This window comes from Azospirillum sp. A1-3, from assembly GCF_023806445.1.
In the GTDB taxonomy this organism is placed as follows: Bacteria; Pseudomonadota; Alphaproteobacteria; order Azospirillales; family Azospirillaceae; genus Azospirillum.
On the sequence record NZ_JAMSLU010000001.1, the window covers coordinates 959,634 to 983,953 of the forward strand.

The 24,320-nt window shown below is 67.9% G+C and carries 25 protein-coding genes and 2 tRNA genes; 19 read left to right on the plus strand and 8 right to left on the minus strand.

The features are described from left to right. Nucleotides 1-48 precede the first annotated feature (48 nt). A complete protein-coding gene (locus M5E06_RS04595) occupies nt 49-228 on the plus strand; it encodes a hypothetical protein (RefSeq protein WP_252137315.1) in 180 nt (59 codons plus the stop codon). A gap of 77 nt (nt 229-305) precedes the next feature. Continuing rightward, a complete protein-coding gene (locus M5E06_RS04600) occupies nt 306-548 on the plus strand; it encodes a hypothetical protein (RefSeq protein ID WP_085089261.1) in 243 nt (80 codons plus the stop codon). 7 nt (nt 549-555) lie between these two features. On the opposite strand, the gene M5E06_RS04605 is transcribed toward M5E06_RS04600, so the two are convergent. From M5E06_RS04605 to M5E06_RS04615, 3 genes are all read right to left on the minus strand, one after another. After that, nucleotides 556-801 (minus strand): hypothetical protein, encoded by a 246-nt coding sequence (locus M5E06_RS04605; RefSeq protein WP_252137316.1) that lies wholly within the window; start codon nt 799-801, stop codon nt 556-558. A gap of 268 nt (nt 802-1,069) precedes the next feature. Further along, nucleotides 1,070-1,145 (minus strand) — tRNA-Asn (locus M5E06_RS04610). A gap of 231 nt (nt 1,146-1,376) precedes the next feature. After that, a tRNA-Cys gene (locus tag M5E06_RS04615) sits at nt 1,377-1,450 on the minus strand. Nucleotides 1,451-1,770: 320 nt separating this feature from the next. On the opposite strand from M5E06_RS04615, the gene M5E06_RS04620 reads away from it, so the two are divergent. From M5E06_RS04620 to M5E06_RS04640, 5 genes are all read left to right on the plus strand, one after another. Continuing rightward, a complete protein-coding gene (locus M5E06_RS04620) occupies nt 1,771-2,427 on the plus strand; it encodes a protein-L-isoaspartate O-methyltransferase family protein (protein ID WP_109152886.1) in 657 nt (218 codons plus the stop codon). 102 nt (nt 2,428-2,529) lie between these two features. After that, nucleotides 2,530-2,856 carry a rhodanese-like domain-containing protein gene (locus tag M5E06_RS04625; RefSeq protein ID WP_085089264.1) on the plus strand — a complete coding sequence of 109 codons (327 nt, stop codon included), beginning with the start codon at nt 2,530-2,532 and terminating at the stop codon, nt 2,854-2,856. Nucleotides 2,857-2,858: 2 nt separating this feature from the next. Then, on the plus strand, nt 2,859-4,262 hold the full coding sequence (locus M5E06_RS04630) for a TolC family outer membrane protein (protein WP_252137317.1): 1,404 nt from the start codon (nt 2,859-2,861) through the stop codon (nt 4,260-4,262). A 96-nt stretch (nt 4,263-4,358) separates the two neighbouring features. Then, the gene (locus tag M5E06_RS04635; protein WP_252137318.1) at nt 4,359-5,048 is read left to right on the plus strand and encodes a DUF2497 domain-containing protein; all 690 of its coding nucleotides are present in this window, start codon (nt 4,359-4,361) and stop codon (nt 5,046-5,048) included. 52 nt (nt 5,049-5,100) lie between these two features. Then, nucleotides 5,101-7,749 carry a valine--tRNA ligase gene (locus M5E06_RS04640; RefSeq protein WP_252137319.1) on the plus strand — a complete coding sequence of 883 codons (2,649 nt, stop codon included), beginning with the start codon at nt 5,101-5,103 and terminating at the stop codon, nt 7,747-7,749. A gap of 157 nt (nt 7,750-7,906) precedes the next feature. Here M5E06_RS04640 and M5E06_RS04645 read toward each other — a convergent pair whose 3' ends face one another. From M5E06_RS04645 to purM, 3 genes are all read right to left on the minus strand, one after another. Next, nucleotides 7,907-8,050, minus strand: coding sequence for a hypothetical protein (locus tag M5E06_RS04645; protein WP_158282093.1), 144 nt, complete (start codon nt 8,048-8,050; stop codon nt 7,907-7,909). A gap of 125 nt (nt 8,051-8,175) precedes the next feature. After that, complete coding sequence (gene purN / locus M5E06_RS04650; protein ID WP_252137320.1) at nt 8,176-8,829, minus strand: phosphoribosylglycinamide formyltransferase; 654 nt, start codon at nt 8,827-8,829, stop codon at nt 8,176-8,178. A 23-nt stretch (nt 8,830-8,852) separates the two neighbouring features. Next, nucleotides 8,853-9,914, minus strand: a complete 1,062-nt coding sequence (purM, locus tag M5E06_RS04655) for a phosphoribosylformylglycinamidine cyclo-ligase (RefSeq protein ID WP_252137321.1) — start codon at nt 9,912-9,914, stop codon at nt 8,853-8,855. Nucleotides 9,915-10,011: 97 nt separating this feature from the next. Between purM and M5E06_RS04660 the strand changes: the two genes are divergently transcribed. The 7 genes from M5E06_RS04660 to M5E06_RS04690 all read left to right on the plus strand — a co-directional run bounded on the left by M5E06_RS04660 (nt 10,012) and on the right by M5E06_RS04690 (nt 17,463). Then, nucleotides 10,012-11,397 carry a DUF2066 domain-containing protein gene (locus M5E06_RS04660; protein ID WP_252137322.1) on the plus strand — a complete coding sequence of 462 codons (1,386 nt, stop codon included), beginning with the start codon at nt 10,012-10,014 and terminating at the stop codon, nt 11,395-11,397. Then, nucleotides 11,394-11,954, plus strand: coding sequence for a CDP-alcohol phosphatidyltransferase family protein (locus M5E06_RS04665; RefSeq protein ID WP_109154001.1), 561 nt, complete (start codon nt 11,394-11,396; stop codon nt 11,952-11,954). The genes M5E06_RS04660 and M5E06_RS04665 overlap by 4 nt, the downstream gene beginning before the upstream one ends. Beyond that, nucleotides 11,951-13,018 (plus strand): AI-2E family transporter, encoded by a 1,068-nt coding sequence (locus tag M5E06_RS04670; protein WP_109154002.1) that lies wholly within the window; start codon nt 11,951-11,953, stop codon nt 13,016-13,018. The genes M5E06_RS04665 and M5E06_RS04670 overlap by 4 nt, the downstream gene beginning before the upstream one ends. Nucleotides 13,019-13,031: 13 nt before the next feature. Further along, nucleotides 13,032-13,754, plus strand: a complete 723-nt coding sequence (locus M5E06_RS04675; RefSeq protein ID WP_109154003.1) for an HdaA/DnaA family protein — start codon at nt 13,032-13,034, stop codon at nt 13,752-13,754. Between the two features lie 22 nt (nt 13,755-13,776). After that, complete coding sequence (locus M5E06_RS04680) at nt 13,777-14,556, plus strand: SDR family oxidoreductase (RefSeq protein ID WP_252137323.1); 780 nt, start codon at nt 13,777-13,779, stop codon at nt 14,554-14,556. A 241-nt stretch (nt 14,557-14,797) separates the two neighbouring features. Next, nucleotides 14,798-15,280 carry a MarR family winged helix-turn-helix transcriptional regulator gene (locus M5E06_RS04685; protein WP_246194136.1) on the plus strand — a complete coding sequence of 161 codons (483 nt, stop codon included), beginning with the start codon at nt 14,798-14,800 and terminating at the stop codon, nt 15,278-15,280. A gap of 509 nt (nt 15,281-15,789) precedes the next feature. Further along, the gene (locus M5E06_RS04690; protein ID WP_252137324.1) at nt 15,790-17,463 is read left to right on the plus strand and encodes an ATP-binding protein; all 1,674 of its coding nucleotides are present in this window, start codon (nt 15,790-15,792) and stop codon (nt 17,461-17,463) included. A 111-nt stretch (nt 17,464-17,574) separates the two neighbouring features. Here the strand turns inward: M5E06_RS04690 and hutG are convergent, their stop codons facing one another. Beyond that, the gene (hutG, locus tag M5E06_RS04695; RefSeq protein WP_252137325.1) at nt 17,575-18,399 is read right to left on the minus strand and encodes an N-formylglutamate deformylase; all 825 of its coding nucleotides are present in this window, start codon (nt 18,397-18,399) and stop codon (nt 17,575-17,577) included. A gap of 368 nt (nt 18,400-18,767) precedes the next feature. Between hutG and M5E06_RS04700 the strand changes: the two genes are divergently transcribed. Genes M5E06_RS04700 through M5E06_RS04720 form a run of 5 tightly spaced genes read left to right on the plus strand, consistent with a single transcriptional unit; the run spans nt 18,768 to nt 23,869 of the window. Beyond that, nucleotides 18,768-19,283, plus strand: coding sequence for a hypothetical protein (locus M5E06_RS04700; protein ID WP_252137326.1), 516 nt, complete (start codon nt 18,768-18,770; stop codon nt 19,281-19,283). Between the two features lie 31 nt (nt 19,284-19,314). Then, nucleotides 19,315-20,547, plus strand: a complete 1,233-nt coding sequence (locus tag M5E06_RS04705) for a hypothetical protein (protein ID WP_252137327.1) — start codon at nt 19,315-19,317, stop codon at nt 20,545-20,547. Nucleotides 20,548-20,590: 43 nt separating this feature from the next. Then, nucleotides 20,591-21,832: a glycosyltransferase family 4 protein gene (locus tag M5E06_RS04710; RefSeq protein WP_252137328.1), complete on the plus strand. Its 1,242-nt coding sequence runs from the start codon at nt 20,591-20,593 to the stop codon at nt 21,830-21,832. Continuing rightward, nucleotides 21,825-22,826 carry a GumC domain-containing protein gene (locus tag M5E06_RS04715; RefSeq protein WP_252137329.1) on the plus strand — a complete coding sequence of 334 codons (1,002 nt, stop codon included), beginning with the start codon at nt 21,825-21,827 and terminating at the stop codon, nt 22,824-22,826. The genes M5E06_RS04710 and M5E06_RS04715 overlap by 8 nt, the downstream gene beginning before the upstream one ends. Then, entirely contained in the window at nt 22,823-23,869 is a 1,047-nt protein-coding gene (locus tag M5E06_RS04720; protein ID WP_252137330.1) for a glycosyltransferase family 2 protein, read from the plus strand. Before M5E06_RS04715 ends, M5E06_RS04720 begins: the two co-directional genes overlap by 4 nt. Here the strand turns inward: M5E06_RS04720 and M5E06_RS04725 are convergent. Beyond that, nucleotides 23,779-24,246: a helix-turn-helix domain-containing protein gene (locus M5E06_RS04725; RefSeq protein ID WP_252137331.1), complete on the minus strand. Its 468-nt coding sequence runs from the start codon at nt 24,244-24,246 to the stop codon at nt 23,779-23,781. The two genes, M5E06_RS04720 and M5E06_RS04725, sit on opposite strands and share 91 nt — an antisense overlap. Nucleotides 24,247-24,320: the final 74 nt, after the last annotated feature.

The following is a 24,320-nucleotide window of genomic DNA, read 5'->3' on the forward strand; positions in this document are numbered from 1 at the left end:
GTCCGAGACCGGAAATCGGCCCGGACAATGAAGAGGAAAGGCGACAGCATGTCCATCAACAGCGAACAGGAACTGGAACAGGCCGTCCAGGAATTCCAGCGCCTGAGCGATGCACCCGAGGGCTCGGAGGAAGGACGCCGCCGCAGTGTTCTGGACGCGGACATCAAGGCGTATTACGCCAGATGCGCCAACACGATGCGGCCGGCCAAGCCGCCCTCCACCGGCTGACCGGGGTTGGGCAGCGGGTCCGGGGGGCTTCCGGCTCGATCGGCAGGCAGAATCGGCCATAAGGAGACCGGTCCGCGATGAAGCGACTCGACACCTGCTACACCTGCCGCTTCTGGGAGGGGCAGGGGCTCCGCCAGCGCGGGCCGAAAGGAACCTGCCGGCGCTATCCGCCGGTGGTGACGCCGCGTAGCCCCGAAGGCGACTTCCCGATCACGCTGTCCACCGACTGGTGCGGAGAATGGAAACGGGTGGCCGTTGCCGCGGTCGGTGGCGATCCGTCAGAGTCCGGCGACACCATCTATGACGATCTGGTGGAGTAGGGCCGCCTCACCGTGGGTGGGGCGGGATCACCAGGACCGGCGTGTTCTCGTAGGACTGCGGCCGATGGTCGGTCGCGGATCCGTCCCAATCGGTGCTGAAAACCAGCAGGGCGACCAGCACGGCCGCCAGGAACAGCAGGACCGCGGTGACGCAATCCACCGTCCGCACCGGATGATCATCAGGTTCGGGCGAGCTGCGGCCGGTTCCGTCGACCGGCGGCGCGGTGCGAAGACGTTCGGAATGGAATGGCATAAGCACGGCGATCCTCCATGGCTGGAGACGCCCGGTCCAAGACTGGGTCCGGATTGTTATCAAGTCTAACGCCATGCGGCCGGACTCGGCATTTCGCTTCCGGCAAATCAGGATCGTCTTTTGGGACTAGTTCTTGCCATAACGGGCGACCGTCGGTCCTAGCCCGACTGCTTTAAACCGAATTCGGTTACTTAACCGCCACAGTCAAGGCGCAATGATGCGGAAATAAGAAAAGGCCGGATGCGTGTGGCATCCGGCCTTTTCGATCTGGCTCCCGGTGCTGGACTCGAACCAGCGACAAGCGGATTAACAGTCCGCTGCTCTACCAACTGAGCTAACCGGGATCGGTGACTGGCCTTTCGGCCGCCGCCGTTGTTGGCGTGGCGGGTGTATAGCCGAACCATCCGGCCCTGCCAAGCCAATTCCGACAGGAAAATGAATTTTCTTGGCCCAGGGCGCGAAGGGGTGGGGGAAGGGCATTCCGCCAATGAAAACAAGGCCAAAACGCAAAAAGCCCCGCCGGGGGCGGGGCTGCGTTCGGACCGATCGGTCGTCTGCTATGCTATCGTCAGGTATGGAGGCACGGGCGGGAATCGAACCCACGTACACGGATTTGCAGTCCGCTGCATCACCACTCTGCCACCGCGCCATCCTGACCGGCACCGGCGCGCCGTTTCCGGTGCGCCCTCGGTGTGGAGCGGTGGTATAGCGGCCCGGAACGGAGCGGTCAAGGCGAATGGTGACGATTTTTGAACATCATTCGCCACGCCGTCCGGACATCCTCGCGACAGCCGTTCGGCCGGCCGTTTTCCCGGCAACCGGCAAAGGCCGGACGTCCTTCGCCCGTGGTCCCATCGCTCGTGGCGTTGTGTTCGCCGGGCCTTTGCGGCTATATACCGCCATGGCAGGAAGCCGTTCGCTGTTCGGCTTGGTGCCGGTGTCGTCACAACACATCAATAAGCGACCGCCATGACCGATTTCGCCGCCGCACGCTATTTCATGGTCGAGGGACAGATCCGCCCCAACAAGGTGACCGATCAACGTCTCGTCGACGTCCTGTCGGAGCTTCCGCGCGAAGCCTTCGTTCCTGAGACGGCGCGTGGCGTCGCTTATGTCGACGACGACCTCCCCATCGGCAAGGGCCGTTTCCTGCTGGAACCGATGGTCTTCGCCCGCATGCTGCAGGCCGTTGCCGTGCAGGAGACCGACCGGGTGCTCGACGTCGGCGCCGCCGGCGGCTACTCCACCGCGGTGCTGGCCCGTCTCGCCTCGTCCGTGGTCGGCATCGACTGCGACGAAGGGCTGACCGCCGCCGCGACCGCCGCGCTGGCCGGGCAGGGCATCGCGAATGCCAAGGCCGTCACCGGCCCGCTGGCGGAGGGGTACGCCCAAAACGCCCCTTACGATGTCATCGTCGTCGAAGGTACCGTGCCGGAGGTGCCGGCGTCGCTGACCGACCAGCTGGCGGAAGGCGGACGCCTCGTCGCCATCGTCCAGGGCAAGGGCGCCGTCGGCGAGGTCCGCCTGTTCCAGCGGAGCGCCGGCGTGGTGTCGAGCCGCATCCTGTTCGAGGCCCAGCCGCATGCGCTGCCAGGCTTCGAGAAGAAGGCGTCCTTCGTGTTTTGACCGGATTCGCCAGTTGGACAGGTCTTGAACTGAACCGTGCAGTTTACCTCTGCGCGGTTCTGCGCTACCGTCGCCGTCGCCCTTGCACGAAAGTGAGCACCCATGGCCGCGCCGTTTGAGATCGAGGTGGAAGAGCTGGACCGCCGCCGCAAGGCCGGTGACGATCCGGTCGTCCTCGATGTGCGCGAGCCGTGGGAGTTTGCGCTGTGCGCCATCGACGACAGCCTGCACATCCCGATGAACGGGCTTCCCGGCCGGGTGGACGAGCTGCCGAAGGACCGCGACATCGTCGTCGTGTGCCATCACGGTGGCCGCAGCGCGCAGGTCACCATGTGGCTGCGTTCCAGGGGCTTCGACCGCGCCATCAACCTGGATGGCGGTGTCGATGCCTGGGCGCGCCGAATCGACCCGAACATGAAGGTCTACTGAACATGACCGTGCGAAGCCGTTTTGCGCGCCGCTGGCTGCTGGCGACGGCCCTGACCCTGACCGCCACGATGGGCACAGCAGTGACCGGCGGTGGTACGGCCCAGGCGCAGTCCCTGGAACAGGCCCTCGCCCAGGCCTATGCCAACAACCCGACGATCGGCGCCCAGCGCGCCCGTCTGCGTGCCGTCGACGAAGGCGTGCCGCAGGCGCTGTCCGGCTACCGCCCGACGGCCCGCGTGACCGCCGGCATCTCGCGCTCGACGGGCGAGAGCAAGTATGACGGCGGCTCGACGGGATCCGAAGCCAATCCCAAAAGCGTCGGCATCACCGCCACCCAGCCGATCTACGACGCCACCGTCGCCCCGGCCGTCCGCCGGGCCGAACGGCTGGTCGAGGCGCAGCGCGCCACCCTGATCGCGTCGGAACAGTCGGTGCTGCTGGCCGCTGCCCAGGCCTATCTGGACATCGTCCAGAACCAGGCCATCCTGCAGCTGCAGATGAACAACGAGCAGGTGCTGCGCCGTCAGCTGGACGCCGCCCGCGACCGCTTCCGCGTCGGCGAATACACCCGCACCGACGTCAGCCAGTCCGAGTCGCGCCTGTCGGCCGCCATCGCCTCCAAGATCTCGGCCGAAGGCACGCTGCGCGCCTCCCGCGCGACCTACGAGCGTCTGGTCGGCGCCGCTCCCGGCGAGCTGAAGGCGCCGAAGCCGGCCTTCCGCCTGCCGAAGAACCTGGACGAGCTGGTCGAGCTGGCCCGCGCCAACAACCCGAACGTCCTGTCCGCCTCCTACAGCGAAGCGGCACAGCGCGAGGCGGTGGATCAGCAGTACGGCCGCCTGCTGCCGTCGGTGAACCTGTCGGCCTCCGGCAGCCGCACCTATGATCCCGGCCGCTCCTCCGGCATCGACCTGAACCGCTCCGACAGCGCGCAGATCACCGCCCAGGTGACCATCCCGCTCTATCAGGCCGGCCAGCCCGAAGCCCTGGTCCGCGAGGCCAAGCAGACGGCCAATCAGGCCCGCCTGCAGATCGAGGAGGCCCGCCGTCAGGTGACCGAATCGGCGGTCAGCGCGTGGCAGGCCCTGCAGACCGCGCGCGCCAGCATCGAGTCCTACTCGGCGCAGATCAAGGCGGCGCAGATCGCCCTGGAAGGCGTCCGTCAGGAGGCGCAGGTCGGCTCGCGCACCGTGCTCGACGTGCTGAACCAGGAACAGGAACTGCTCAACGCCCGCGTCTTCCTGGTCCGTGCCCAGCACGACGAGATGGTGGCGGCCTTCAATGTTCTGGCGTCCAGCGGACAGTTGACCGCCGACCGGCTCAACCTGCCGGTCCAGAAATACGACCCGCAAGCGAATTACGACAAGACGCGGGGCAAGTGGTTCGGAACGTCGGTGACCGAATGAACGAGACGGCCCGCGAAAGCGGGCCGTTTTTGTATTATGGCTTTTTTGTCAGCCCTGCCCTAGGTTTGGGTCAGGTTGACGTCTTGGGTTGCCACGATGAGCGATAAGGGCCAGCAAGAACCTTCGATGGAGGAAATCCTCGCCTCCATCCGGCGGATCATTTCCGAGGACGGCGAGCCTGCCAAGTCGGAAACCCAGGCGCCTTCGCCGCCTCCTCCGCCGCCACCCCCTCCGCCGCCCCCGCCACCCCCGCCGGTGGACGAGGACGACGACGTCCTGGAACTGACCCAGATGGTGGAGGACGAGCCGGACGAGCGGCCCGACTTCGGCCAGCCGGACCCCGATCCGTGGCCGGAGGAGCCGGCTTTTCCGGAACCGTCGCCGCCTCCGCCTCCGCCGCCCCGGTGGGACGAGCCGGAGCCCGAGCCGATGCCGCCGCCGCGTCCCGCCGCCCGGCGGCCGGCGCCGGTGTTCGACGAGTTCGAGGATGACGAGCCGCCGCCCCCGCCGCGTCCGCGCCGCCGCGCGGTCGATCCGGATGATGGGCTGATCTCCCGCCGGACGGCGGAGGATGCCTCGCACCACCTGACCCATCTGGCGCGCGAGTTGGGCGACGACCTGTCCATCGGCCCGATGCCCATCGGCATCCGCACGGTTGAAGAGGTCGTGCGCGAGCTGCTGAAGCCGCTGCTGAAGGAATGGCTGGACGAGAATCTGCCGACGGTGGTCGAGCGGCTGGTCCAGCAGGAGATCGACCGCATGATCCGGCGGTCGCAGAAGTTCTGATCCTGTCTTTTTTAAGCCCCGGTTGAGACGTTTCTAGCGAAAGTTCGTGGTGATGTTGGAAAAGACGTACCGGCCCGCCGAGGTCGAGGAGAAGCACTACCGCCTGTGGGAAGAGTCGGGCGCCTTTGCCGCCCAGCCGCAGGGGAACGGCAAGCCCTACACCATCATGATGCCGCCGCCGAACGTCACCGGCAGCCTGCACATGGGCCATGCGCTGACCTTCACCATCCAGGACGTGCTGACCCGCTACAACCGCATGCGCGGCCGCGACGCCCTGTGGCAGCCGGGGACCGACCATGCCGGCATCGCCACCCAGATGGTGGTGGAGCGCAACCTCGCGAAGGACGGCAAGACCCGTCACGATTTCGGCCGCGACGCCTTCATCGACAAGGTGTGGGAATGGAAGGCCGAATCGGGCGGCACCATCACCCGCCAGCTGCGCCGCCTGGGCGCCTCGCCGGACTGGCCGCGCGAGCGCTTCACCATGGACGAGGGGCTGAGCCGCGCCGTCCGCAAGGTGTTCGTCGAACTGCACCGCCAGGGCCTGATCTACAAGGACAAGCGGCTGGTCAACTGGGACCCGAAGCTGCACACCGCGATCTCCGACCTCGAGGTCGAGCAGAAGGAGATCAAGGGCAATCTCTGGCACTTCCGCTATCCCATCGACGGGGAGGAGGGTCGCTTCATCGTGGTCGCCACCACCCGTCCGGAGACCATGCTGGGCGATACCGGCGTCGCGGTGCACCCGGAGGATGAGCGCTACAAGGACCTGATCGGCAAGATGGTCCGCCTGCCGCTGGTCGGCCGCCTGATCCCCATCGTCGGCGACGAGTATGCCGATCCGGAAACGGGATCGGGCGCGGTGAAGATCACGCCGGCCCATGACTTCAACGACTTCGAGGTCGGTAAGCGCTGCGGGCTCGAACAGATCAACATCATGGATCGCGATGCCCGGCTGAACGACAACGTTCCCGAGGGCTATCGCGGGCTGGATCGCTACGAGGCGCGCAAGCGGATCGTCGCCGAGCTGGAAGCGCTGGAGCTCCTGGAGAAGATCGAGCCGCACACCCACATGGTGCCGCACGGCGACCGCTCCGGCGTCGCCATCGAGCCGTGGCTGACCGACCAGTGGTATGTCGATGCCGCGACTCTGGCCAAGCCGGCGATCGAGGCGGTGGAGACCGGCAAGACGGTGTTCGTGCCCAAGCAGTGGGAGAACACCTATTTCGAATGGATGCGCAACATCCAGCCCTGGTGCATCAGCCGCCAGATCTGGTGGGGCCATCAGATTCCGGCCTGGTACGGCCCGGACGGCACCTTCTTCGTCGAGGAGACGGAGGAGGAGGCGCGCGCCGCGGCCAAGACGCATTACGGCCAGGACGTCGAACTGACCCGCGATGCCGACGTGCTCGACACCTGGTTCTCGTCGGCGCTGTGGCCGTTCTCGACGCTGGGCTGGCCCGACCAGACGCCGGAGCTGGACCGCTATTACCCGACTGACGTGCTGGTGACCGGCTTCGACATCATCTTCTTCTGGGTCGCCCGGATGATGATGATGGGTCTGCACTTCATGAAGGACGTTCCCTTCCGCACCGTCTACATCCACGCCCTCGTCCGCGACGAGAAGGGGCAGAAGATGTCGAAGTCGAAGGGCAACGTCATCGATCCGCTGGAGATCATCGACCAGTACGGCACCGACGCGTTGCGCTTCACCCTGTCGGCGATGGCGGCGCAGGGCCGCGACATCAAGCTGGCGGTGAACCGGGTCGAGGGCTACCGCAACTTCGCCACCAAGCTGTGGAACGCCGCCCGCTATTGCCAGATGAACGGCTGTGAGCCGGTCGCCGGCTATCGTCCGGTCGGCCTGACGCAGACGGTCAACCGCTGGATCGTCGGCGCGCTTGCCGATGCGGCGAAGAAGGTCGCCGAGTCGATCGACGCCTACAAGTTCAACGAGGCCGCCGGCGCCGCCTACCAGTTCACCTGGGGCACCTTCTGCGACTGGTACATGGAGTTCACCAAGCCGATCCTGGCCGGCACGGACGAGGCGGCGAAGGCCGAGACTCGGGCGACCACCGCCTGGGTGTTGGACCAGATCCTGCACATCCTGCACCCGCTGATGCCCTTCATCACCGAAGAGCTGTGGGAACAGCTGTCGCCGGCCCGCGCCAACCGCCTGATCTCGGCGGAATGGCCGGAGTTCGCCGCAGACGTCATCGATCCGGCGTCGCGCGACGAGATGGATTGGGTGGTGCGGCTGATCTCCTCGGTCCGCTCTATGCGGTCGGAGATGAACGTCCCGCCGGCGGCGCAGATCGAGCTGAAGCTGAAGGATCCGAACGCGGTCAGCCTGAAGCGGCTGGACACCCACCGCGACCTGATCCTGCGCATGGCCCGTCTGTCGAGCGTCGATCCGCTTCAGGGCGACGTACCGAAGAGCAGCGTTCAGGCTGTGCTGGACGAGACCACGCTGGTGCTGCCGCTGGAAGGCATCGTTGATCTCGACAAGGAGAAGGCGCGCCTGTCCAAGGAGATCGACAAGCTGACCGGTGAGATCAAGAAGATCGACGCCAAGCTGTCGAACGAGCAGTTCGTCGCCAAGGCTCCGGAAGAGGTGATCGTGGAGCAGCGCGACCGCCGCGAGGCCGCCGATCAGGCTCGCGACAAGCTGCAGAAGGCGCTGGAGATGCTGGCGGGGTGAGTTGTGGGGGAGGGGGCTCCTCCAGGGGCGCCCCCTCCCCATCCCTCCCCCGCTTCGCGGGAGAGGGGGCAGGAGCTTTGCGGGTATGCTGCGGAGTTCCCTCTCCCGCGAAGCGGGGGAGGGTTAGGGAGGGGGCAAAAGTGCCGCAATTCCCCCGCTACAGCGTAAAGATCGCCAGCAGCACCAGCACCGCGATGACTCCGGCGATGCTGAGCTTCATGAATTTGGTGAAGGCGATCCAGTTCGCCTGATGTGCACGGACGGTCTCTTCACTGACCGGGTTCGGACTGACGGCCGCCATATCGATCAACCCTCCAACAGTTTCTTTTGCCCGCAATTTTTGACGCGGACGCACGGAAACGCAACAGATTCCGAGCGGAACCGTCAACTATGCCGGAAGAGGGATGATCGGAAGGAACAGCGCGCTTACAGCGGCGGGTTCGTCACGGCCGCAAGCTCGGGAATCGGGCCGCCGATCCGCACCAGATCGCCGTCGACTCGGGCGCGGCCCTCGGCGATCAGACGAACGGCATGCGGATAGAGGCGATGCTCCGATTCCAGCACGCGGTCGGCCAGGCTGTGGGCGTCGTCGTTGGGCAGGACCGGAACCGCAGCCTGGGCGATGATCGGGCCTTCGTCCATCTCCGGCCGCACATAATGCACGGTGCAGCCATGGAAGCGGACGCCGGTGTCCAGCGCCCGCTGATGGGTGTCCAGCCCCTTGAAGGAGGGCAGCAGGGACGGGTGGATGTTGACGAGCGCGTTGTGCCATTGCCCAACGAACCTGGGCGACAGCAGGCGCATGAAGCCAGCGAGGCAGACCAGCTCGACACCCGACTCGCGCAGGGTGGCGTCCATCGCCGCCTCGAAGGCCGGCTTGTCGCCGGGATAGTCGCGGTGGCTGACCACCGCGGTGGCGATCCCGGCCTTGGCCGCCCGCTCCAGGCCGAAGGCATCGGCGTTGTTGGACAGGACCAGCGCGATCTCGGCCGGGAAATCGGACGCGGCGCAGGCGTCGATCAACGCCTGGAGATTGCTGCCGCGCCCCGAGATCAGGACGCCGAGCTTCAACTTGCTCATCACCAAGGATCCTTAGGCGTCCCTTACGCGGTCCAGGCCGCGTCCATGCCATTGACGGTCACGCGGGCATCGCCGTCCTTCAGCGCGGTGACGGTGCCGACGGTATAGACCGTCTCCCCGCCCTCGCGGAGGATGTCGATGGCCTCCTGCGCCTTGTCGGCGGGAACCACGACGACCATGCCGAGGCCGACGTTGAAGGTGCGCGCCATCTCGTAGGGAGCGATGCCGCCGGTCTTCATCAGCCAGGAGAAGACGGGGGGCAGGGTCCAGGTCGAGGCGTCGAGCTCCACACCCAGCCCATCCGGCAGGACGCGCGGAATGTTCTCGATCAGGCCGCCGCCGGTGATGTGGGCCATGGCACGGACCGTGCCGGCGCGCACCGCCTTCAGCGTGCTCTTCACATAGATGCGGGTCGGCGTCAGCAGCGCCTCGCCCAGAGTCTTCGACTCGTCCCACGGGCAGGGGGCGTCGTAGCCGAGGCCTGACTTCTCGACCAGCTTGCGAACCAGCGAATAGCCGTTGGAATGCACGCCGGTGGAGGCGAGGCCAAGGACCACGTCACCCGCCTGGACGGCGGAACCGGTCAGGGCATGCTGGCGTTCCACAGCACCGACGGAGAAACCTGCGAGGTCGTAATCGCCTTCCGAATACATGCCCGGCATCTCGGCGGTCTCGCCGCCGACCAGGGCGCAGCCGGCCTGACGGCAGCCTTCGGCGATGCCGGCGACGATGTCGCGGCCGGCGGCCACGTCGAGCTTGCCGGTGGCGTAGTAATCCAGGAACAGCAGCGGCTCGGCGCCCTGCACGACCAGATCGTTGACGCACATGGCGACGAGGTCGATGCCGACCGTGTCGTGACGGTTGGCGAGAATCGCCACCTTCAGCTTGGTGCCGACGCCGTCGGTCGTCGCGACCAGAAGCGGATCCTGGTAGCCGGCGGCGCGCAGATCGAACAGCGCGCCGAAACCGCCCAGGCCCGCGTCGGAGCCTGAACGCGCGGTGGAGCGGGCAAGGGGCTTGATCGCTTCGACAAGCGCGTTGCCCGCATCGATGTCCACACCGGCCTGCTTGTAGGCGTCGGACATGTTATAGGACTGGGTGCTGATGGTATCCTCGCTTGGGCTGAGCTATATACCGGGCCTTGGGCTCGGGCCGAACATACTCGAATCGGAAGGCTTTGCAATGCTCCACCGCCGCCGCGCGCCGCTCCTCGCCGGTCTTGCTGCCATGTCCACCGCTCTGGTCCTGACCATGACCGGGCCGGCCGGGGCGCAGACCGGTTCCCCGCCGCCGGCCGCCGTCTCGTCCGCCGCCGATCCTTTCGCCGTGTCCGGCGTGCAGGTCGACATCAGCGGCGGAAATCCGACCACCATCCGCGATCAGGCGATCCGCGAGGCGCAGGCCAAGGCCTGGGCTGAGCTGTACGGTCGTCTGGTGCCCGGCGGCGGCAATCCGCCGCGCCTGTCGGACAACCAGATCGCCAGGATGGTCCAGGGCTTCGAGATCGACGAGGAGAAGGTGTCGGCCACCCGCTATGTCGGCGCCATCACCGTGCGCTTCCGACCCAACGCGGTGCGCGACGCGCTCGGCCAGAGCGGCGGCGCCACCCAGTATGTCGAGCCGCCGTCGCGCCCCTTCGTCATTCTGCCGGTGACCCAGAGCGATGGCCGCGTCATCCTGTGGCAGGACCGCACCCCCTGGCGCGCGGCTTGGGAAGCGCGGCAGCCCGCCGCCTCGCTGGTGCCGCTGGTGGTACCGGACGGCGAGCTTTCCGACGCCCAGGCGATCAGCGGGGAGGACGCCATCGCCGGCAACTCGGAGGCGCTCGCCCGCATCGCGCAGGCCTATAAGGCCGGCGGAGTCGTGGTCGCCCGCACCGACCTGCCGGCGAACAGTCCCGACCCGGCGCGCGGCCTGACGGTGGACGTCACCCGCTATGGGCTGGACGGCAACCGCGAGAATCAGACGGTCCAGGTGAAGGGCGGCGGCAGTGCCGGCGAACTGATGAACCGTGCGGTCGCGGCGGTCGGCACCCAAATCGACGATTCGTGGCGGCGCGAGCACACCACCGCCACCGGGCCGGAGCAGAACACCATCGTCAGCGTGCCGCTGACCGCGGTGAATGATTGGGTCGAGACGCGGAAGCGGCTGTCGGCCGTTCCCGCGGTGAGCCGCACCAGCCTGATGTCGATCAGCCGCAACGAGGCGCTCATCACCCTGACCTATCGCGGCGATCCCGAACAGCTGGCCCAGGCGCTCGCTCGCCAGGATCTCGGATTCGCACGGTCGGCCGCCCAGCCCGTCGCCCAGCCCGCCGGCTATCCGCCGGCCTATCCGGGGGCGCCGCTGCCGGTGCAGTCGGCCGACTGGCAGCTGACCCTGCTGCCGCGCGGGTCGGGTGCGGCGTCGGCCGGTGCGGTTCCTTCCGCGGCCTCGCCGATGGCGTCGCCGACGTCGCTGGCGCCGTCAGCCCCAATGGGCGCCGGCAATATGGGCGCCGGTGGTCCGGCCACAATGGGCGCGCCGCCGCGCAACCTGGGCACGCTGCCGGCCAAGAGCCAGCCGTGAGCGTTCCCAACATCATCACGTTCCTGCGCATCGTGGCGGTTCCGGCCGCGATGTACATGATCCTGACCGGCAACATGGAGTGGGCCTTCGCCCTGTTCGTCGCCGCCGGTCTGTCCGATGCGCTGGACGGCGCCATCGCCCGCATGTTCCGCGCGCGTACGGTGCTGGGTGGTTATCTCGATCCGCTGGCCGACAAGGCGCTGATCGTCGGGGTGTATGTGGCGCTGGCCTGGGTCGGCGCGATCCCGCTGTGGCTGGCGATGATGGTGGTGTTCCGCGACATCATGATCATCGGCGGCGTCATCCTGCTGTTCACGCTGAAGGAGACGCTGGCGATGCAGCCGCTCTACATCAGCAAGGTGAACACGGTGGTGCAGATCGCGCTGGCCGCGGCGATTCTGGCGCCGCCGGCGCTGGGACTGCCGGACATCCACCTGTACGGCTGGGCGCTGGTCGATGTGCTGGTGTACGCCTGTACGGTGACGACGGTGCTGTCGGGTCTGCTGTACGCGCGGCGCGGCGCCTTGCTGTTCAACCGGCTCGGCGGCGTTCCGTGACGGCGGCCAAGCAGCTCCGCTTCTGGCTGATCGGGCTGGGGCTGTTCGTCCTGGCGCTGTGGCTGCTGTCGGACATGCTGCTGCCCTTCGTGGTCGGGCTGGCCATCGCCTATCTGCTCGACCCGGCGGTCGACCGGCTGGAGGCGGCGGGGCTGCCGCGCTGGCTCGGCACCACGCTGGTGTTGCTGGGATTCGTCCTGGTCATGGTGCTGGTGGCGCTGCTGCTGCTGCCGCTGGTGCAGGGGCAGGTCTCCCACCTGCTGGAGGTGCTGCCGACGTATGCGACGCTGGTGAAGGAGCGGCTGATCCCGGCGCTCGACCGCTTCATCCACCGCCTGCCCGCCGACGATGTCGAACGGCTGCGCGCCGCCGCCGGCACCTATGCCGGGGAGGTGGCGGGGCTGGTCGGCCGGGTCGTCACCCGCATCCTGTCGGGCGGGCTGGCGCTGTTCGACATCGTCACGCTGATGTTCATCACGCCCATCGTCGCCTTCTACATGATGCGCGACTGGGACCTGATGGTGGGGAAGGTCGATTCGTGGCTGCCGCGCCAGCATGCCGAGACGGTGCGCGAGCAGGCGCGCGAGGTGAACGTCACCCTGTCCGGATTCGTGCGCGGGCAGGCGATGGTCTGCGTCGTTCTGGGTGTCTTCTATGCGCTGGCGCTGTCGGCGGCGGGGCTGGACTTTGGACTGGTGATCGGTCTGGTCGCCGGTCTGCTGTCCTTCATTCCCTATGTCGGCAGCCTGTTCGGCTTCGTCGCCAGCACCGGCCTTGCCCTGCTGCAGTTCGACGAATTCTGGCGCGTCGCCATCGTGGTCGGCATCTTCCTGTTCGGGCAGGCGGTGGAAGGCAACGTCCTGACGCCGAAGCTGGTGGGCGACAAGGTCGGGCTGCATGCGGTCTGGGTGATGTTCGCCCTGCTGGCTGGCGGCAGCCTGTTCGGCTTCGTCGGCGTGCTGCTGGCGGTGCCGGTGGCCGCGGTGATCGGCGTGTTGACCCGCTTCGCATTGCGACAGTATCTCTCAAGCCCGTACTACCGCGGCACCGACGCGGAACGCTGATGGGTGTGTCCGCATGAGCTTGCCGGCGCAGATACCGCTCGACCTCGGGCACCGGACGGCGATGGGCTGCGAGGATTTCCTCGTGGCGTCCAGCAACGCCGACGCCGTGGCGTGGCTGGACCGCTGGCCGTCCTGGCCGGCCCCGGCGCTGACCCTGTTCGGCCCGGCCGGTTGCGGCAAGACCCATCTGTCCCAGGTCTGGCGCGCCCGCAGCCACGCGGTGGTGACCCGCGGCGATGCTCTCGATTCGGGCGTGGTGCCGTCCCTGCTGGCTCCCGCCAACGCCGTGGTGGTGGAGGATGCCGACATGGTCGCCGGCAAGCCCGAGCGGGAAGAGGCGCTGTTCCACCTCTACAACCTCGCCCGCGAACAGCAGGGCCATCTGCTTCTCCTGTCGCGCAAGGCGCCGTCGCGCTGGCGCACCCGGCTGCCCGACCTGCGCTCGCGCATCAAGGGTGCACCGGCGGTGGAGGTTCGGCCGCCCGACGACGCGCTGCTGGCCGCGGTGCTGGTCAAGCTGTTCGCCGACCGCCAACTGCGGCCGGGGATGGAGGTCATCACCTATCTGCTGGCGCGGATGGAACGGTCGTTGGATTTCGCCCGCCGTCTGGTGGCGGCGCTGGACCATGCGTCGCTGGCGGCCCATCGTGGCGTGACCGTGCCGCTGGCGCGCGAGGTCCTTTCGGATCTGCAACGGACGGAACCGCAACGATCCGGTTCCAAAACGACCCTCTGATTCAAAAAGGGAAGAGACGACCATGGATTTGGGTATCGCCGGCCGCCGCGCCATCGTCTGCGCCGCCAGCAAGGGGCTGGGCCGTGCCTGCGCCTTTGCGCTGGCCCGCGAGGGCGTTCACGTCACCCTGACCGCCCGCAATGCCGAGGCCCTGGAGGCGACCGCCGAGGAGATCCGCAAGGCCACCGGCGTCACCGTCACCACCGCCCCCGGCGACATCGCGACGGAAGAGGGGCGGGCCGCCGCTCTGGCCGCTTGCCCGGAACCCGACATCCTCGTCAACAACGCCGGCGGTCCGCCGCCGGGCGATTTCCACGATTGGGACCGCGACGACTGGATTCGCGCGCTGGACGCCAACATGCTGGCGCCGATCTTCCTGATCAAGGCGACGGTGGACGGCATGATCGCTCGCCGCTTCGGCCGGATCGTCAACATCACCTCCGCCGCGGTGAAGGCGCCGATCCCGATTCTCGGTCTGTCGAACGGCGCGCGCACCGGCCTGACCGGCTTCGTTGCCGGCCTGTCGCGGCAGACGGTGAAGCACAACGTCACCATCAACAACCTGCTGCCCGGCCCCTTCGAGACCGACCGTCTGCGCAAGACCATGGAGGGTGGCGCCAAGGCCGCCGGCCGCAGCATTGACGAAGAGATGGAGCTGCGCCGCAAGACGAACCCGTCCGGCCGATTCGGCGATCCGGAGGAATTCGGGGCCGCCTGTGCCTTTCTCTGTGCCGCCCAGTCCGGTTTCATGACTGGGCAGAACATTCTTCTGGATGGCGGAGCCTTTCCCGGCACCATGTAATCTGCCGGTTATTGCTGGCGGCGGGGGGCGGAACACCCCCGCGTCTCAAGTTTGTCCCTCCAATTCGCTACAAAATCCGCCCATCGTCACAGGCCATTAAGAAACGGCGACGGGAAGGGGTGTCGCGGCACCCTTTCCCCGGTCCGCCGGTCGGCAGGCGCAGGACAGTGCCGCGGCGACCGGATAACGGCGTTTGCAAAGCACTGGAGCTTTGCAAGCCACTGGCACAGGAATGATGAGCATGCAGCAGAGTGTGGCGGCCCCCGCGGTCTACACCGACCTTGGCCGCGTCATGGAAAGCATCACCCGACGCTTCCTCGACGTGCTTCGGATGGAACTGGCCCGCATCGGCGTGACCGACCTCAGCCCGACGCAGGCGCTGATGCTGCTGCACATCGGCACCGAGGAACTGTCGGTCCGCGATCTGCTGGAGCGCGGCTATTACCTGGGCTCCAACGCCTCCTACAATCTGAAGCATCTGGTGGAGGCGGGCTATGTCGACCGCAGCCCGTCCCAGCGCGACCGCCGGGCCGCCCGGCTCAAGCTGTCCGACCAGGGGCTGGCGACCTGCGAGGCGCTGAAGAAGCTGGAAGCGATGCGCGCCGACAGTCTGCTGCGCACCGACAGCGACGGCGCCGATTTCGAAACCACCTATCGCACGCTGCGGCGGCTGGAACGTGCCTGGACCGACCTGATCCGCTACGACGACGCCGATCCGGCCTGAAATTCCAAGCGTTAAACTCCACGCATTCGACACGTAACTTTCTGACCGCTTGTCCGTTCGATCTGTGTCCGGAATGGAACACCTGAGTCCGTAACGAGAACATAGACGGAACTGCGCAGTTGCCGTTCCGCGTCCGTTCTGGTAGCTCTATCAGAACAAGACGCGAACAATGGAGGGTGGCATGTCGGTTTTGGCTTTCCTGCGTGAGTGCGTGACTCTCGCCCTGTTCCTCGCGGTGCTCTATGGCTGGGCCACGGTTGGACCGATCTTGATCGGGTGATGACCGTCGAAGCGCCCAATATGCGGTCCGGGGCAGGGCGGGGCGGTGGAGCCCTTCGGAAGAGGTCTCCGAACGAGGGATGCCGCGTCGGTATTATATCCGAAATCCCAGCCCACCCCGGCCGGCGCAGCGCTTACATCGGGAACACGCGGAACCGTCCCTGGCCCAGCAGAGAAGCCGAAAGGGGGCCGGTTCCGCGAACGCCGACAACGCGTGGGGATTGGGACGGATGCGGAATTTCTTTCGAAAGCGTCGATCGGCCGCCGTGGCGGACGAGCGGCTGCCGGCTGCCGGTGCTGCCGGCCTGGGTAGTCCCGGCATCACCGGCGGAGGGCTCGGGTCCGGTCCGCTGACCGGCGGACCCGGCATGGCCGGCGGTATGAATGGCGGCATGAACGGACCGGGAGCCGGCGGCTTTTCCAACGCGCCGGGACGGCCGAGCGGGCTCCATCTGCGTCCGGTCGATGGGAATGCGGGTGGCAATCCTGTCGGTGGGCCTATCGGTGGCCGGGCAGGGTTCGAGGCGATGCGCGGCCCCGCCGCCCCGCGTCTGCCCGACGTCATCGACAACGAGGCCACCGGCGACCGCCGCGGCCATATGTTCCCACAGCCCGGCGGCCATGATGCTGATGGCGAGCACGACCTGCCGCGCTTCACCATGTCGGTCAATGGCGGTTACCGCGGCGGCTTCGGGGCCAATGGCGGCGCCAACGCGCCGGCGATGCTGAAGGGCCTGACGCCGGAGCTGAACGGCCTTCTGCGCGAAGCCTTTACTCCGACCCGACCGAAGCAGCAGCTGAACGGCCTGTTCATCGGCCGCAACGACACGCTGCGCCGCATCATCTCGGCCATCGAGGAGGAGCGGGCGCACGTCATCCTCTATGGCGACCGCGGCCGCGGAAAGACCTCCGTCGCCAACGCGATCGAGAAGATTGCCGGGCAGGCGGGCTATCTGTCGCTGAAGCTGACCTGCAGCGGCGAGCTGAGCTTCGAGGACATCTTTCGGCACTTCCTGAAGAAGATCCCCTCGACTTATTACCGCTCGGCGCTCGACAACCCGTTCGCGGCGCGGCGCAACTTCGCCAGCTTCAACGAGCTGCTGCCGGAGGGCGCCTTCAGCGTCACCGAGCTGAACGAGGTGCTGGCGGGCATCCACGCCACCCATGTGCTGCTGATCCTCGACGAGTATGACCGCGTCACCGACGAGGATTTCCGCAACAAGCTGGCGGAGCTGTTCAAGAACCTGACCGACAGCTCGATCCCCGTCACGCTGCTGGTGGTCGGCGTCGCCGAGAATCTCGACCAGCTGCTGGGCAAGCATCCGTCGATCCAGCGCTCCCTGGTGCCGGTGCATCTGCCGCTGATGACCGATCAGGAGATCGGCCGTCTAATCCAGGCGGGTGCGCAGAATGCCGGAATCGAGTTTGCCGCCGACGTGGTGCGGCGGATCGCCGAGTTCGTGCGCGGCCTGCCGTACTACGCGCAGCTTCTGGGCCTGCATGCGGCGCGCAGCGCCGTTAGCCGCGGAAGCAAGCTGGTGGAACGGCCGGATCTTGGCTATGCCGTCGCCCGCTGCCTGCAGGAGGCCGAACGCGGCATCGTCGAAAGCTATGCCCGCGCGCTGGCCGCCGACCGCCGGGTCGAACTGGAGGATGCCCTGCTGGCTGCGGCGTTGTGCCCGGCCGACGCCTATGGCGTGTTCGATCCCAACGATCTGGCGGGCGACAGCGGCGAATTGCCGAGCGCCGCGACGCTCGACCTGCTGAAGCGTCTGACGCGGGAGGACCATGGCGGCATTCTGGCCCCGGTGGTGGAACCGGGACTGGAACGCTACCGCTTCCGCAACCAGATGATGCGCCAATATGTCCTGATGCGTCAGGCCAGCGAGCGCGGCCAGATCTGATCCATCCCCGATCAGGCCGTCCTTCGGCCCTTCCCCGGCGACGGGGAAGGGCCACTCTTTGGTGTGAGGGGCGAACGGTCGAGTCGTGGGCGGGGTTACAGGAGGGCGGGGTTACAGGAACGCCGCACGCCGCTGTCCGCTGGCCTTCTGCCACGCCCATTCTACGACGACGCTCAGCAGCCGCTCCAGCGACGGCTTTACCTCCGCCGCGAGGTCGGGGCGGAAGTGATAAGGCGCATCCTCGTCCATATAAGTTGACTGGGTCAGTTCCAGCTGGATGGCGTGGATGTTCTCTTCCGGCTGACCGTAGCTGCGGATGATGAAGCCGCCGCGCAGGCGGCCGTTCAGCGCGGCCGAATAGCGCTCCGACGCCGAAAGCACGTTCATCAGCCGGACGACCAGCGGCTGGGCGGTGCTGCTGCCGTCGCCGGTGCCGAGGTTGAAGTCGGGGAGGGTGCCGTCGAAAAAGCGCGGAACCCGGCTGCGCACCGAATGGGCATCGAACAGGACGGCGACGCCGTATCGGTCGCGGAGCGCGCGCAGCTCGCTGCGCAGCTGCTCGTGATAGGGGCGCCAGTAGGCGCCGACCCGCCGGTCGACCTCCGCCCGGTCGGGCTCCCGCCCCGGCTGATAGATCGGCTTGCGGTCGAAGGTGGTCAGCGGGCAGATTTCGGTCGGGTCGAGCCCCGGCTGCGCCATGGCGCCGTCCGGGTCGCGGTTCAGATCCACCACGTAGCGCGAACACAGCGCTGTCAGGAAACCGATTCCGAGCGCGGGGGCGAAGTGGTACAACCGGTCCAGGTGGCGGTCGACGTCGGGCTGGGCCAGCCCTTCCGGCGTCATCGTGGCTGCGATGTCCGGCGGAATCATCGTCCCGACATGCGGAATGCTGAGCAGGACCGGGGTTTCGCCCGGCTGGAAGCGAAAGGTTTCCATGGCTCGTCTCGTCATCGGAACGGCTTGCGCGGGACTGTGTGCAGTGCGGCACGGCCAGTGCTGGGACTATGGAGTGCGGTGCCGCACCCCGTCAAACAGATTGCGTTTTTTTGAATGCGCCGGGATAGCGCGCCGCGGGAAACCTGTCCTAACGCGCCGGTATTCCGCTTGCGTTCCGGCGAATTGCCGGTTGACCGGGGGCCGCGCTTGCCGGAGACTTTCGCGCAATTGGCGACCGCCCGGCAGAAGGCGTCGCCCCGCACCGGACAAAGCTGTTCCCTGGCGACCGGACAAAAGACTTCCACAACACACGGCGCCCCGATTTCGCAGCCCCGGTGACGAAGCAACGCAGCAGGGGAGAAGCGACCATGAACACCGCCACCCGTTTTGGTGCGGCCCTGGGCACGGCCATGCCCGGCCGGCGCCAGATTCTGTTGCCGCTTGCGCTCGCTCCCGTCGCCGGTTGGGCCGTTTGGGCCGCCGGATCGGCGGATGCGCCGAGCCATCCCGCCGGCCCCTTCCACCTGCCGCTGGACGAAACCACGGCGATCTGGCGCGATCTGGGCACGGTGCGGTTCGGCGGCCTTGCCGGCAATCCGCAATTTCCCACGAAGGTTTCGGCGCTGGATGGCCGGCCGGTCACCATCCGCGGCTTCATGGTGCCGCTGACCGACGGCGCCAGCCACAACCGCTTTATCCTGTCCGCCAATCCAATGGGGTGTCCCGCCTGCGAGAATCCCGGACCGGCGACCATGATGCATGTCCACACCGCCATCGCCCTGCCGGCGACGCGGGAACCGCTGACCCTGACCGGCACGCTGCGACTTCGTCCGCAGGAAGGGCTGTTCTACCGTCTGGACCGCGCCGAGCAGCGCTGGGCCTGAGTTCCGTAGGCCCGCGTTCCGGAGATCGGCCGTGAGGGTGGCGGCAGGCAGCTTTGGCGCGCTGTCGATGACGGGGGCCCTGCTGCTCTATGGCGGCCTCAGCGTCCCGGCGCCGCCCGCCTTGCGCGGGATCGAACTGTCCATCGGCCTGCTGATCCTGGCCGCCATTGGCTGGAAATGGCCGCTGGCGGTGGCGAGCGGTCATGCCCTTCGGACGCCGTCTGGCGTCGGGCAGTCGGATATGCGCTGGATGCCGGTGGTGGTCGCCGCGTTCGCGTGGCTTCTGTGGGTGCCGCTGCTGCGCGGGGCTGCGCTGGGGTGGGAGGCGGCCGACATCCTGCGGGACGTCGTGCCCCTGGTCTTCCTGTTCCTTCCCGTGCTTCTGGTGCCGGCGCTGCGGAGCGGCGGAGACCGGACGGTGCGCGCGTTGGCGGGTGGGCTGGCGATGGCCGGGCTGCTGCTGGCCTTGCGTTGGTGGCGGCAGGCGGATTGGGGATTCGGCGCCATCGGACGGCGGGCGATGGCCGATGGCGGCGTCTATCTGCTCAATGCCCCGTCGGTTCTGTTCGCCGCGGTGCTGCTGCCGGCGCTCGCGCTGTCGCTGGTGGCGGTGGGTGGGCGAATCCGGTACTGGGTCGCGGCGATTCCCTGTGCCGCCGGTGGAGCGCTTTGCCTTGGCGCGCTCGCCGGCGCGGTCCATCGCACGGCGCTCGGGCTGGCGGTGCTGTCGCTCGCTCTGACCGCCCTGTGGTTGGCGCGGCGGCGACCGTGGCTGGCCTTGCCGCTGCTGCTGGGAGTCGGCCTGCTGGCGATGGCCGGCGGCGATGCCCTGGTCGGCGCATGGCAGCAGGCGGCGGAGAAGACGCGGCTGACCGGCGTCAATGCCCGTTGGGAGGAAGCCGCGGCGGTGATCGACCATGCCGTCGCCACGCCCTGGGCTCTGCTGTTCGGCGACGGCTGGGGCGCGCGGATCGCCAACCCGGCGGTGGGCGGCTGGCGGGTCAGCTACACCCACACGCTGGCCAGCTACAGCCTGCTGAAGACCGGGCTTTTCGGCATGGTTGCGCTGGGGGCCTATCTGACGGCGCTGGTCCGGCCCTGGTGCCGGCTGCTGGCGACCGATCCGCCGCTGGCGCTTGCGGTGGTGCCGCCCCTGCTGATGGCGCTCTGCCTCCACACCAGCTTCAAGTATCTCGACACCGGCGTCATCCTGTCGCTGATGCTTGTGGTGGCGGAGCGCAGGAAAGGGTTGTCGGCACCTTAGCGGATCTGCATACTTTCGCGTGTAATTCCCGCATCGGTGCGCCGTGACGTTCGATCCGCCGTCCATCCTGTTCGTCAACCGGGTGTTCCCGCCGGACCGCGGGGCCACCGGCCGTTGCCTGTCGGACCTTTCCGCCCGGATGGCGGCAGCGGGCTGGCGGGTGACGGTGGTCGCGGACGGGGCGCGGACGGACTGCCGTGCGCCGGCCGGCGTCACGCTTTGCCGCACCGGCGGCGTGGTTGCGGCAGGGGAGAGGCCGGACGCGCGCGCCTATCTCGATTCGCTGTGCCGACTGACCGGCCGGGCTTTGCGCCTGCCGCGCCACGATCTGGTGGTGACGATGACCGATCCGCCGCTGCTGGCGCTGGCCGGTCCGGTTCTGGCCGCCCGGCATGGGGCGGCGTCGCTGCACTGGTGCCAGGACCTCTACCCCGACCTGCTGCCGGTGCTGGGCGTGCGGATGCCGGCGATTCTCCGGCGAATGGCCGGCCACGGCATGACGCGCGCGCTGCGCCGGCATAGCGGGGTGGTCGCCATCGGGCGCTGCATGCGCGAGCGCATCCTGGCGACGGGTGTACCGGCCGACCGGATGACTCTGCTGCCGAATTGGCCCGATCCGGCGATCCGCCCGCTGCCGAAGGAAGAAAACGACTTCCGCAAGTCGCTGGGCCTGGAGGAGGGCGATGGCCGTTTCCTGGTGGTCTATTCCGGGACGCTTGGGCTTGCCCACCCGATGCAAGGCGTTCTGGAGGCCGCGGCCCGGCTGCAGGACAGCGATTCCGCCGTGCTTTTCCTGCTGGTCGGCGAAGGGAGGGGCTTCGCCGCGGTGGAGGAGGCCGCGCGCCAACGGGGCTTGCGCAACCTGCGGCGGCTTTCCTGGCAGCCGGCCGAGCGGCTGGCGGAGTGCCTGTCCGCCGCCGATCTGCATCTGGTGGCGATGGACCCGGCGGCGGAGGGGATGCTGGTGCCGAGCAAGCTGGCCGGGGTGCAGGCGGCGGGGCGGCCCTGCCTGTTCCTGGGGCCGGCGGGAAGCGAGGCGGCGGCACGGGTCGAGGGCTGCGGTCTGTTGATCGACCCGTTCGACGGTCCGGCCATCGCCGATGCGGTCCGCGCCTATGCCGCCGATCCCGGCCGGTGCGCGGCGGAGGGAGCGCGCGCGGCCCGGCTGTCCGCCGCCTGGACCGCCGACCGCGCCGCCGCGGCCTTCGCCGGACTGGCCGAACGCCTCGTGGCGGAGCGCAGGCTTGCCCGGCCGGTGATAGGAAGGCCGCTGCCCCATGCCTGACGGCGTGATCTCGCCAACCCAACGCCAGCCTCAGCCGCAGGCCTTGACCCTGGTCCTGCCGTCGTCGGGCGGGGAGGGCGATCTGCGCGCCTTCGTTCGTACCTTGCAGACGGGGTGGCGCTGGCTGCTGGCCGGCTGGCTGGGCGGGCTGGCGCTGGCGGTGGCGGGGCTGTGGACGGTAACGCCGGCCTATACCGCGGCGATGGTCATCGGGCCGACGGCGCGGGTCGGATCGGCCGCGATGGGCGCCCGGGTGCCGACGCTGAGCGGTCGGGATTCCGCCGGCGTCGCCGAACCGGGGGCGGGTGACGAATCGCTGTCGGACTTCGCCCGCTATTTGGAATTGTTCGGGTCGGGCCCTGTTGCCGAGCGTCTGGCGCGCGATCCCAACATCCTGCGCGCCCTGTTCCCCGACCGCTGGGATGCGGAAACGGGGCGCTGGCGATCGCCGCCGGGGCTGCTGCCAATGGTGAAGCGGGGGCTGCTGGCGCTGGTCGGACGCGAGGATTGGGTGGAGCCGGACGGCGACCGCGTGGCGCGCGCGCTGCGTGAGAGGCTGGTGGTCGACATGCTGCGGTCGGGGCCGATGCGGCGCATCACCTTCCGTCACGCCGACCGGGAGATGGCGGTTGATCTTCTGGGGCGGATCGCCGCGGCAACCGACGCCCATCTGCGGGCGGAGGCGGCCCGGCGCAGCGCCGCGCAGATCGCCCACATCAAGCTCCGCCTTGGCGCCGTCACCGTGGCGGAGCACCGGCAGGCCCTGAGCGACCTGCTGCTCGACCAGGAGCGGGTGGCGATGATGATCGGCGTTGACCTGCCCTTTGCCGCCGACCTGATACAGCCGCCGACCGCCGGCGCGCTGCCGGACTGGCCCAATCCGGCCGTCGTGGTGCCGCTGGCCGGATTGGTCGGGCTGATCGCCGCCGCCTTCGGCCTGTCGGCGCGCCATGCGCTGAAGGACCATGCCATCGGCGTGGAGGCGGTGCAATGAAAGCCATTCCGGTATCTGTGGTCGTGATGACGCGCGACGAGGCGGCGAACCTGCCCATCTGCCTGTCGTCGCTCGCCCGTTTTGCCGAGTGCTTCGTGGTCGACAGCGGCAGCGGCGACGGAACGCCGGACATCGCCCTATCCCACGGTGCGCAGATGGTTCCTTTCCGCTGGAACGGCCGTTATCCCAAGAAGAAGCAGTGGTGCCTGGACACTCTGCCCTTCGCTCATGACTGGGTTCTTTTTGTCGATGCGGACGAACGGCCGACGGCGGAATTGGCGGAAGAGATTGGCCGTCTGATGGCGGTTTCGCCGGTCGACGGACCGCGCCATGCCGCCTATTGGATCGATGGCCGGCCGGTCGTCCGTGGCCGGCCGCTGCGGTTCGGCTGCTGGAACCGCAAGCTCGCCCTGCTCGACCGCCGGCGCGTGCGTTTTCCCGAACAGCCCGATCTGGATGTCGCCTCCATGTGGGAGGTGGAGGGGCATTACCAGCCGCAGGTCGCCGGCACGACCGGCCGGCTGCGCCAGCCGATGGACCATGATGACGCCAAGCCGCTCTCGGCCTGGTTCGACCGGCACAACCGCTATTCCGACTGGGAGGCGGCCTTGCGCGCCGACGGCCGGATGGAGCGGCTGATCGATGGCGAGCCGGACATCGCCCCCGCCTCTTTGAAGCGCCTGCGCGGAATCGCGGGCCGGCGGACGCAGAAGCGGCTGTTCCAGCGCCTGCCCGGCCGGCCGCTCTGGGCCTTCCTGCATGCCTATGTGCTGCGCCTGGGGTTTCTCGACGGCGCAGCAGGGCTCGATCACGCGCTGGCGCGCGCGTTCTACTATTGGCAGGTCGGGTTCAAGATGCGGTCGGCCGCACAGGCGCGGGAGGCATCAGCCCGCTTCCCGGTGGTCGATACCTTCCCTGAAATCCCATCGGTCATGCGACCGGTGAGCGATCCTTACTCCTCGAACAATGCGATGCGGTCGCCGCCCAGTGCCTTCAGCAGGTCGAAGGTGCGCTTGCGCACGCCCGGATCCTCGATCCGGTAATAGGCCCGGACCAGCTCCAGCGTTTCGCGGCGCGCCATCGATTCGAATTCGTCCGTCTCGCTCATGCTCTCGGCAGGGGACTCGGCGGTGATCTGGTCGGGCGACGGCATGTCGTCGAAGAAGTAGCTGACCGGCACGCCCAGCACCTGCGAAAGATTGTAAAGGCGGCTGGCGCTGATGCGGTTCGACCCGCGCTCGTACTTCTGCAGCTGCTGGAAGGTGATCCCGACCGCTTCGCCCAGTTTTTCCTGACTCAGGCCGAGCAGGGTGCGGCGAAGCCGCAGGCGGGCGCCGACATGGATGTCGATGGGGTTGGGACCTTCGCCGCGGCGCGACAGGGTGTGGGCGGGGGCGAGTTTGGTCTTGGTCGCGCTCATAAGTCGTACCTCGAAGGGAAAGCCGGAGGGAAGGCGCCGCGAGAATGCTTAGTTCAGAAAGTAAATTCTATGCA

What these genes read in the sequence shown, in the direction of transcription:
- M5E06_RS04595 (WP_252137315.1), top strand. Translation starts at nt 49, where the DNA reads ATGTCCATCAACAGCGAACAGGAACTGGAACAGGCCGTCCAGGAATTC.
- M5E06_RS04715 (WP_252137329.1), top strand. Translation starts at nt 21,825, where the DNA reads ATGCCTGACGGCGTGATCTCGCCAACCCAACGCCAGCCTCAGCCGCAG.
- M5E06_RS04675 (WP_109154003.1), top strand. Translation starts at nt 13,032, where the DNA reads ATGAGCTTGCCGGCGCAGATACCGCTCGACCTCGGGCACCGGACGGCG.
- M5E06_RS04635 (WP_252137318.1), top strand. Translation starts at nt 4,359, where the DNA reads ATGAGCGATAAGGGCCAGCAAGAACCTTCGATGGAGGAAATCCTCGCC.
- M5E06_RS04720 (WP_252137330.1), top strand. Translation starts at nt 22,823, where the DNA reads ATGAAAGCCATTCCGGTATCTGTGGTCGTGATGACGCGCGACGAGGCG.
- purN (WP_252137320.1), bottom strand. Translation starts at nt 8,829, where the DNA reads ATGAGCAAGTTGAAGCTCGGCGTCCTGATCTCGGGGCGCGGCAGCAAT.
- M5E06_RS04685 (WP_246194136.1), top strand. Translation starts at nt 14,798, where the DNA reads ATGCAGCAGAGTGTGGCGGCCCCCGCGGTCTACACCGACCTTGGCCGC.
- M5E06_RS04700 (WP_252137326.1), top strand. Translation starts at nt 18,768, where the DNA reads ATGAACACCGCCACCCGTTTTGGTGCGGCCCTGGGCACGGCCATGCCC.
- M5E06_RS04605 (WP_252137316.1), bottom strand. Translation starts at nt 801, where the DNA reads ATGCCATTCCATTCCGAACGTCTTCGCACCGCGCCGCCGGTCGACGGA.
- M5E06_RS04640 (WP_252137319.1), top strand. Translation starts at nt 5,101, where the DNA reads ATGTTGGAAAAGACGTACCGGCCCGCCGAGGTCGAGGAGAAGCACTAC.
- M5E06_RS04680 (WP_252137323.1), top strand. Translation starts at nt 13,777, where the DNA reads ATGGATTTGGGTATCGCCGGCCGCCGCGCCATCGTCTGCGCCGCCAGC.
- M5E06_RS04620 (WP_109152886.1), top strand. Translation starts at nt 1,771, where the DNA reads ATGACCGATTTCGCCGCCGCACGCTATTTCATGGTCGAGGGACAGATC.
- M5E06_RS04625 (WP_085089264.1), top strand. Translation starts at nt 2,530, where the DNA reads ATGGCCGCGCCGTTTGAGATCGAGGTGGAAGAGCTGGACCGCCGCCGC.
- M5E06_RS04725 (WP_252137331.1), bottom strand. Translation starts at nt 24,246, where the DNA reads ATGAGCGCGACCAAGACCAAACTCGCCCCCGCCCACACCCTGTCGCGC.
- purM (WP_252137321.1), bottom strand. Translation starts at nt 9,914, where the DNA reads ATGTCCGACGCCTACAAGCAGGCCGGTGTGGACATCGATGCGGGCAAC.
- M5E06_RS04690 (WP_252137324.1), top strand. Translation starts at nt 15,790, where the DNA reads ATGCGGAATTTCTTTCGAAAGCGTCGATCGGCCGCCGTGGCGGACGAG.
- M5E06_RS04660 (WP_252137322.1), top strand. Translation starts at nt 10,012, where the DNA reads ATGCTCCACCGCCGCCGCGCGCCGCTCCTCGCCGGTCTTGCTGCCATG.
- M5E06_RS04630 (WP_252137317.1), top strand. Translation starts at nt 2,859, where the DNA reads ATGACCGTGCGAAGCCGTTTTGCGCGCCGCTGGCTGCTGGCGACGGCC.
- hutG (WP_252137325.1), bottom strand. Translation starts at nt 18,399, where the DNA reads ATGGAAACCTTTCGCTTCCAGCCGGGCGAAACCCCGGTCCTGCTCAGC.
- M5E06_RS04645 (WP_158282093.1), bottom strand. Translation starts at nt 8,050, where the DNA reads ATGGCGGCCGTCAGTCCGAACCCGGTCAGTGAAGAGACCGTCCGTGCA.
- M5E06_RS04600 (WP_085089261.1), top strand. Translation starts at nt 306, where the DNA reads ATGAAGCGACTCGACACCTGCTACACCTGCCGCTTCTGGGAGGGGCAG.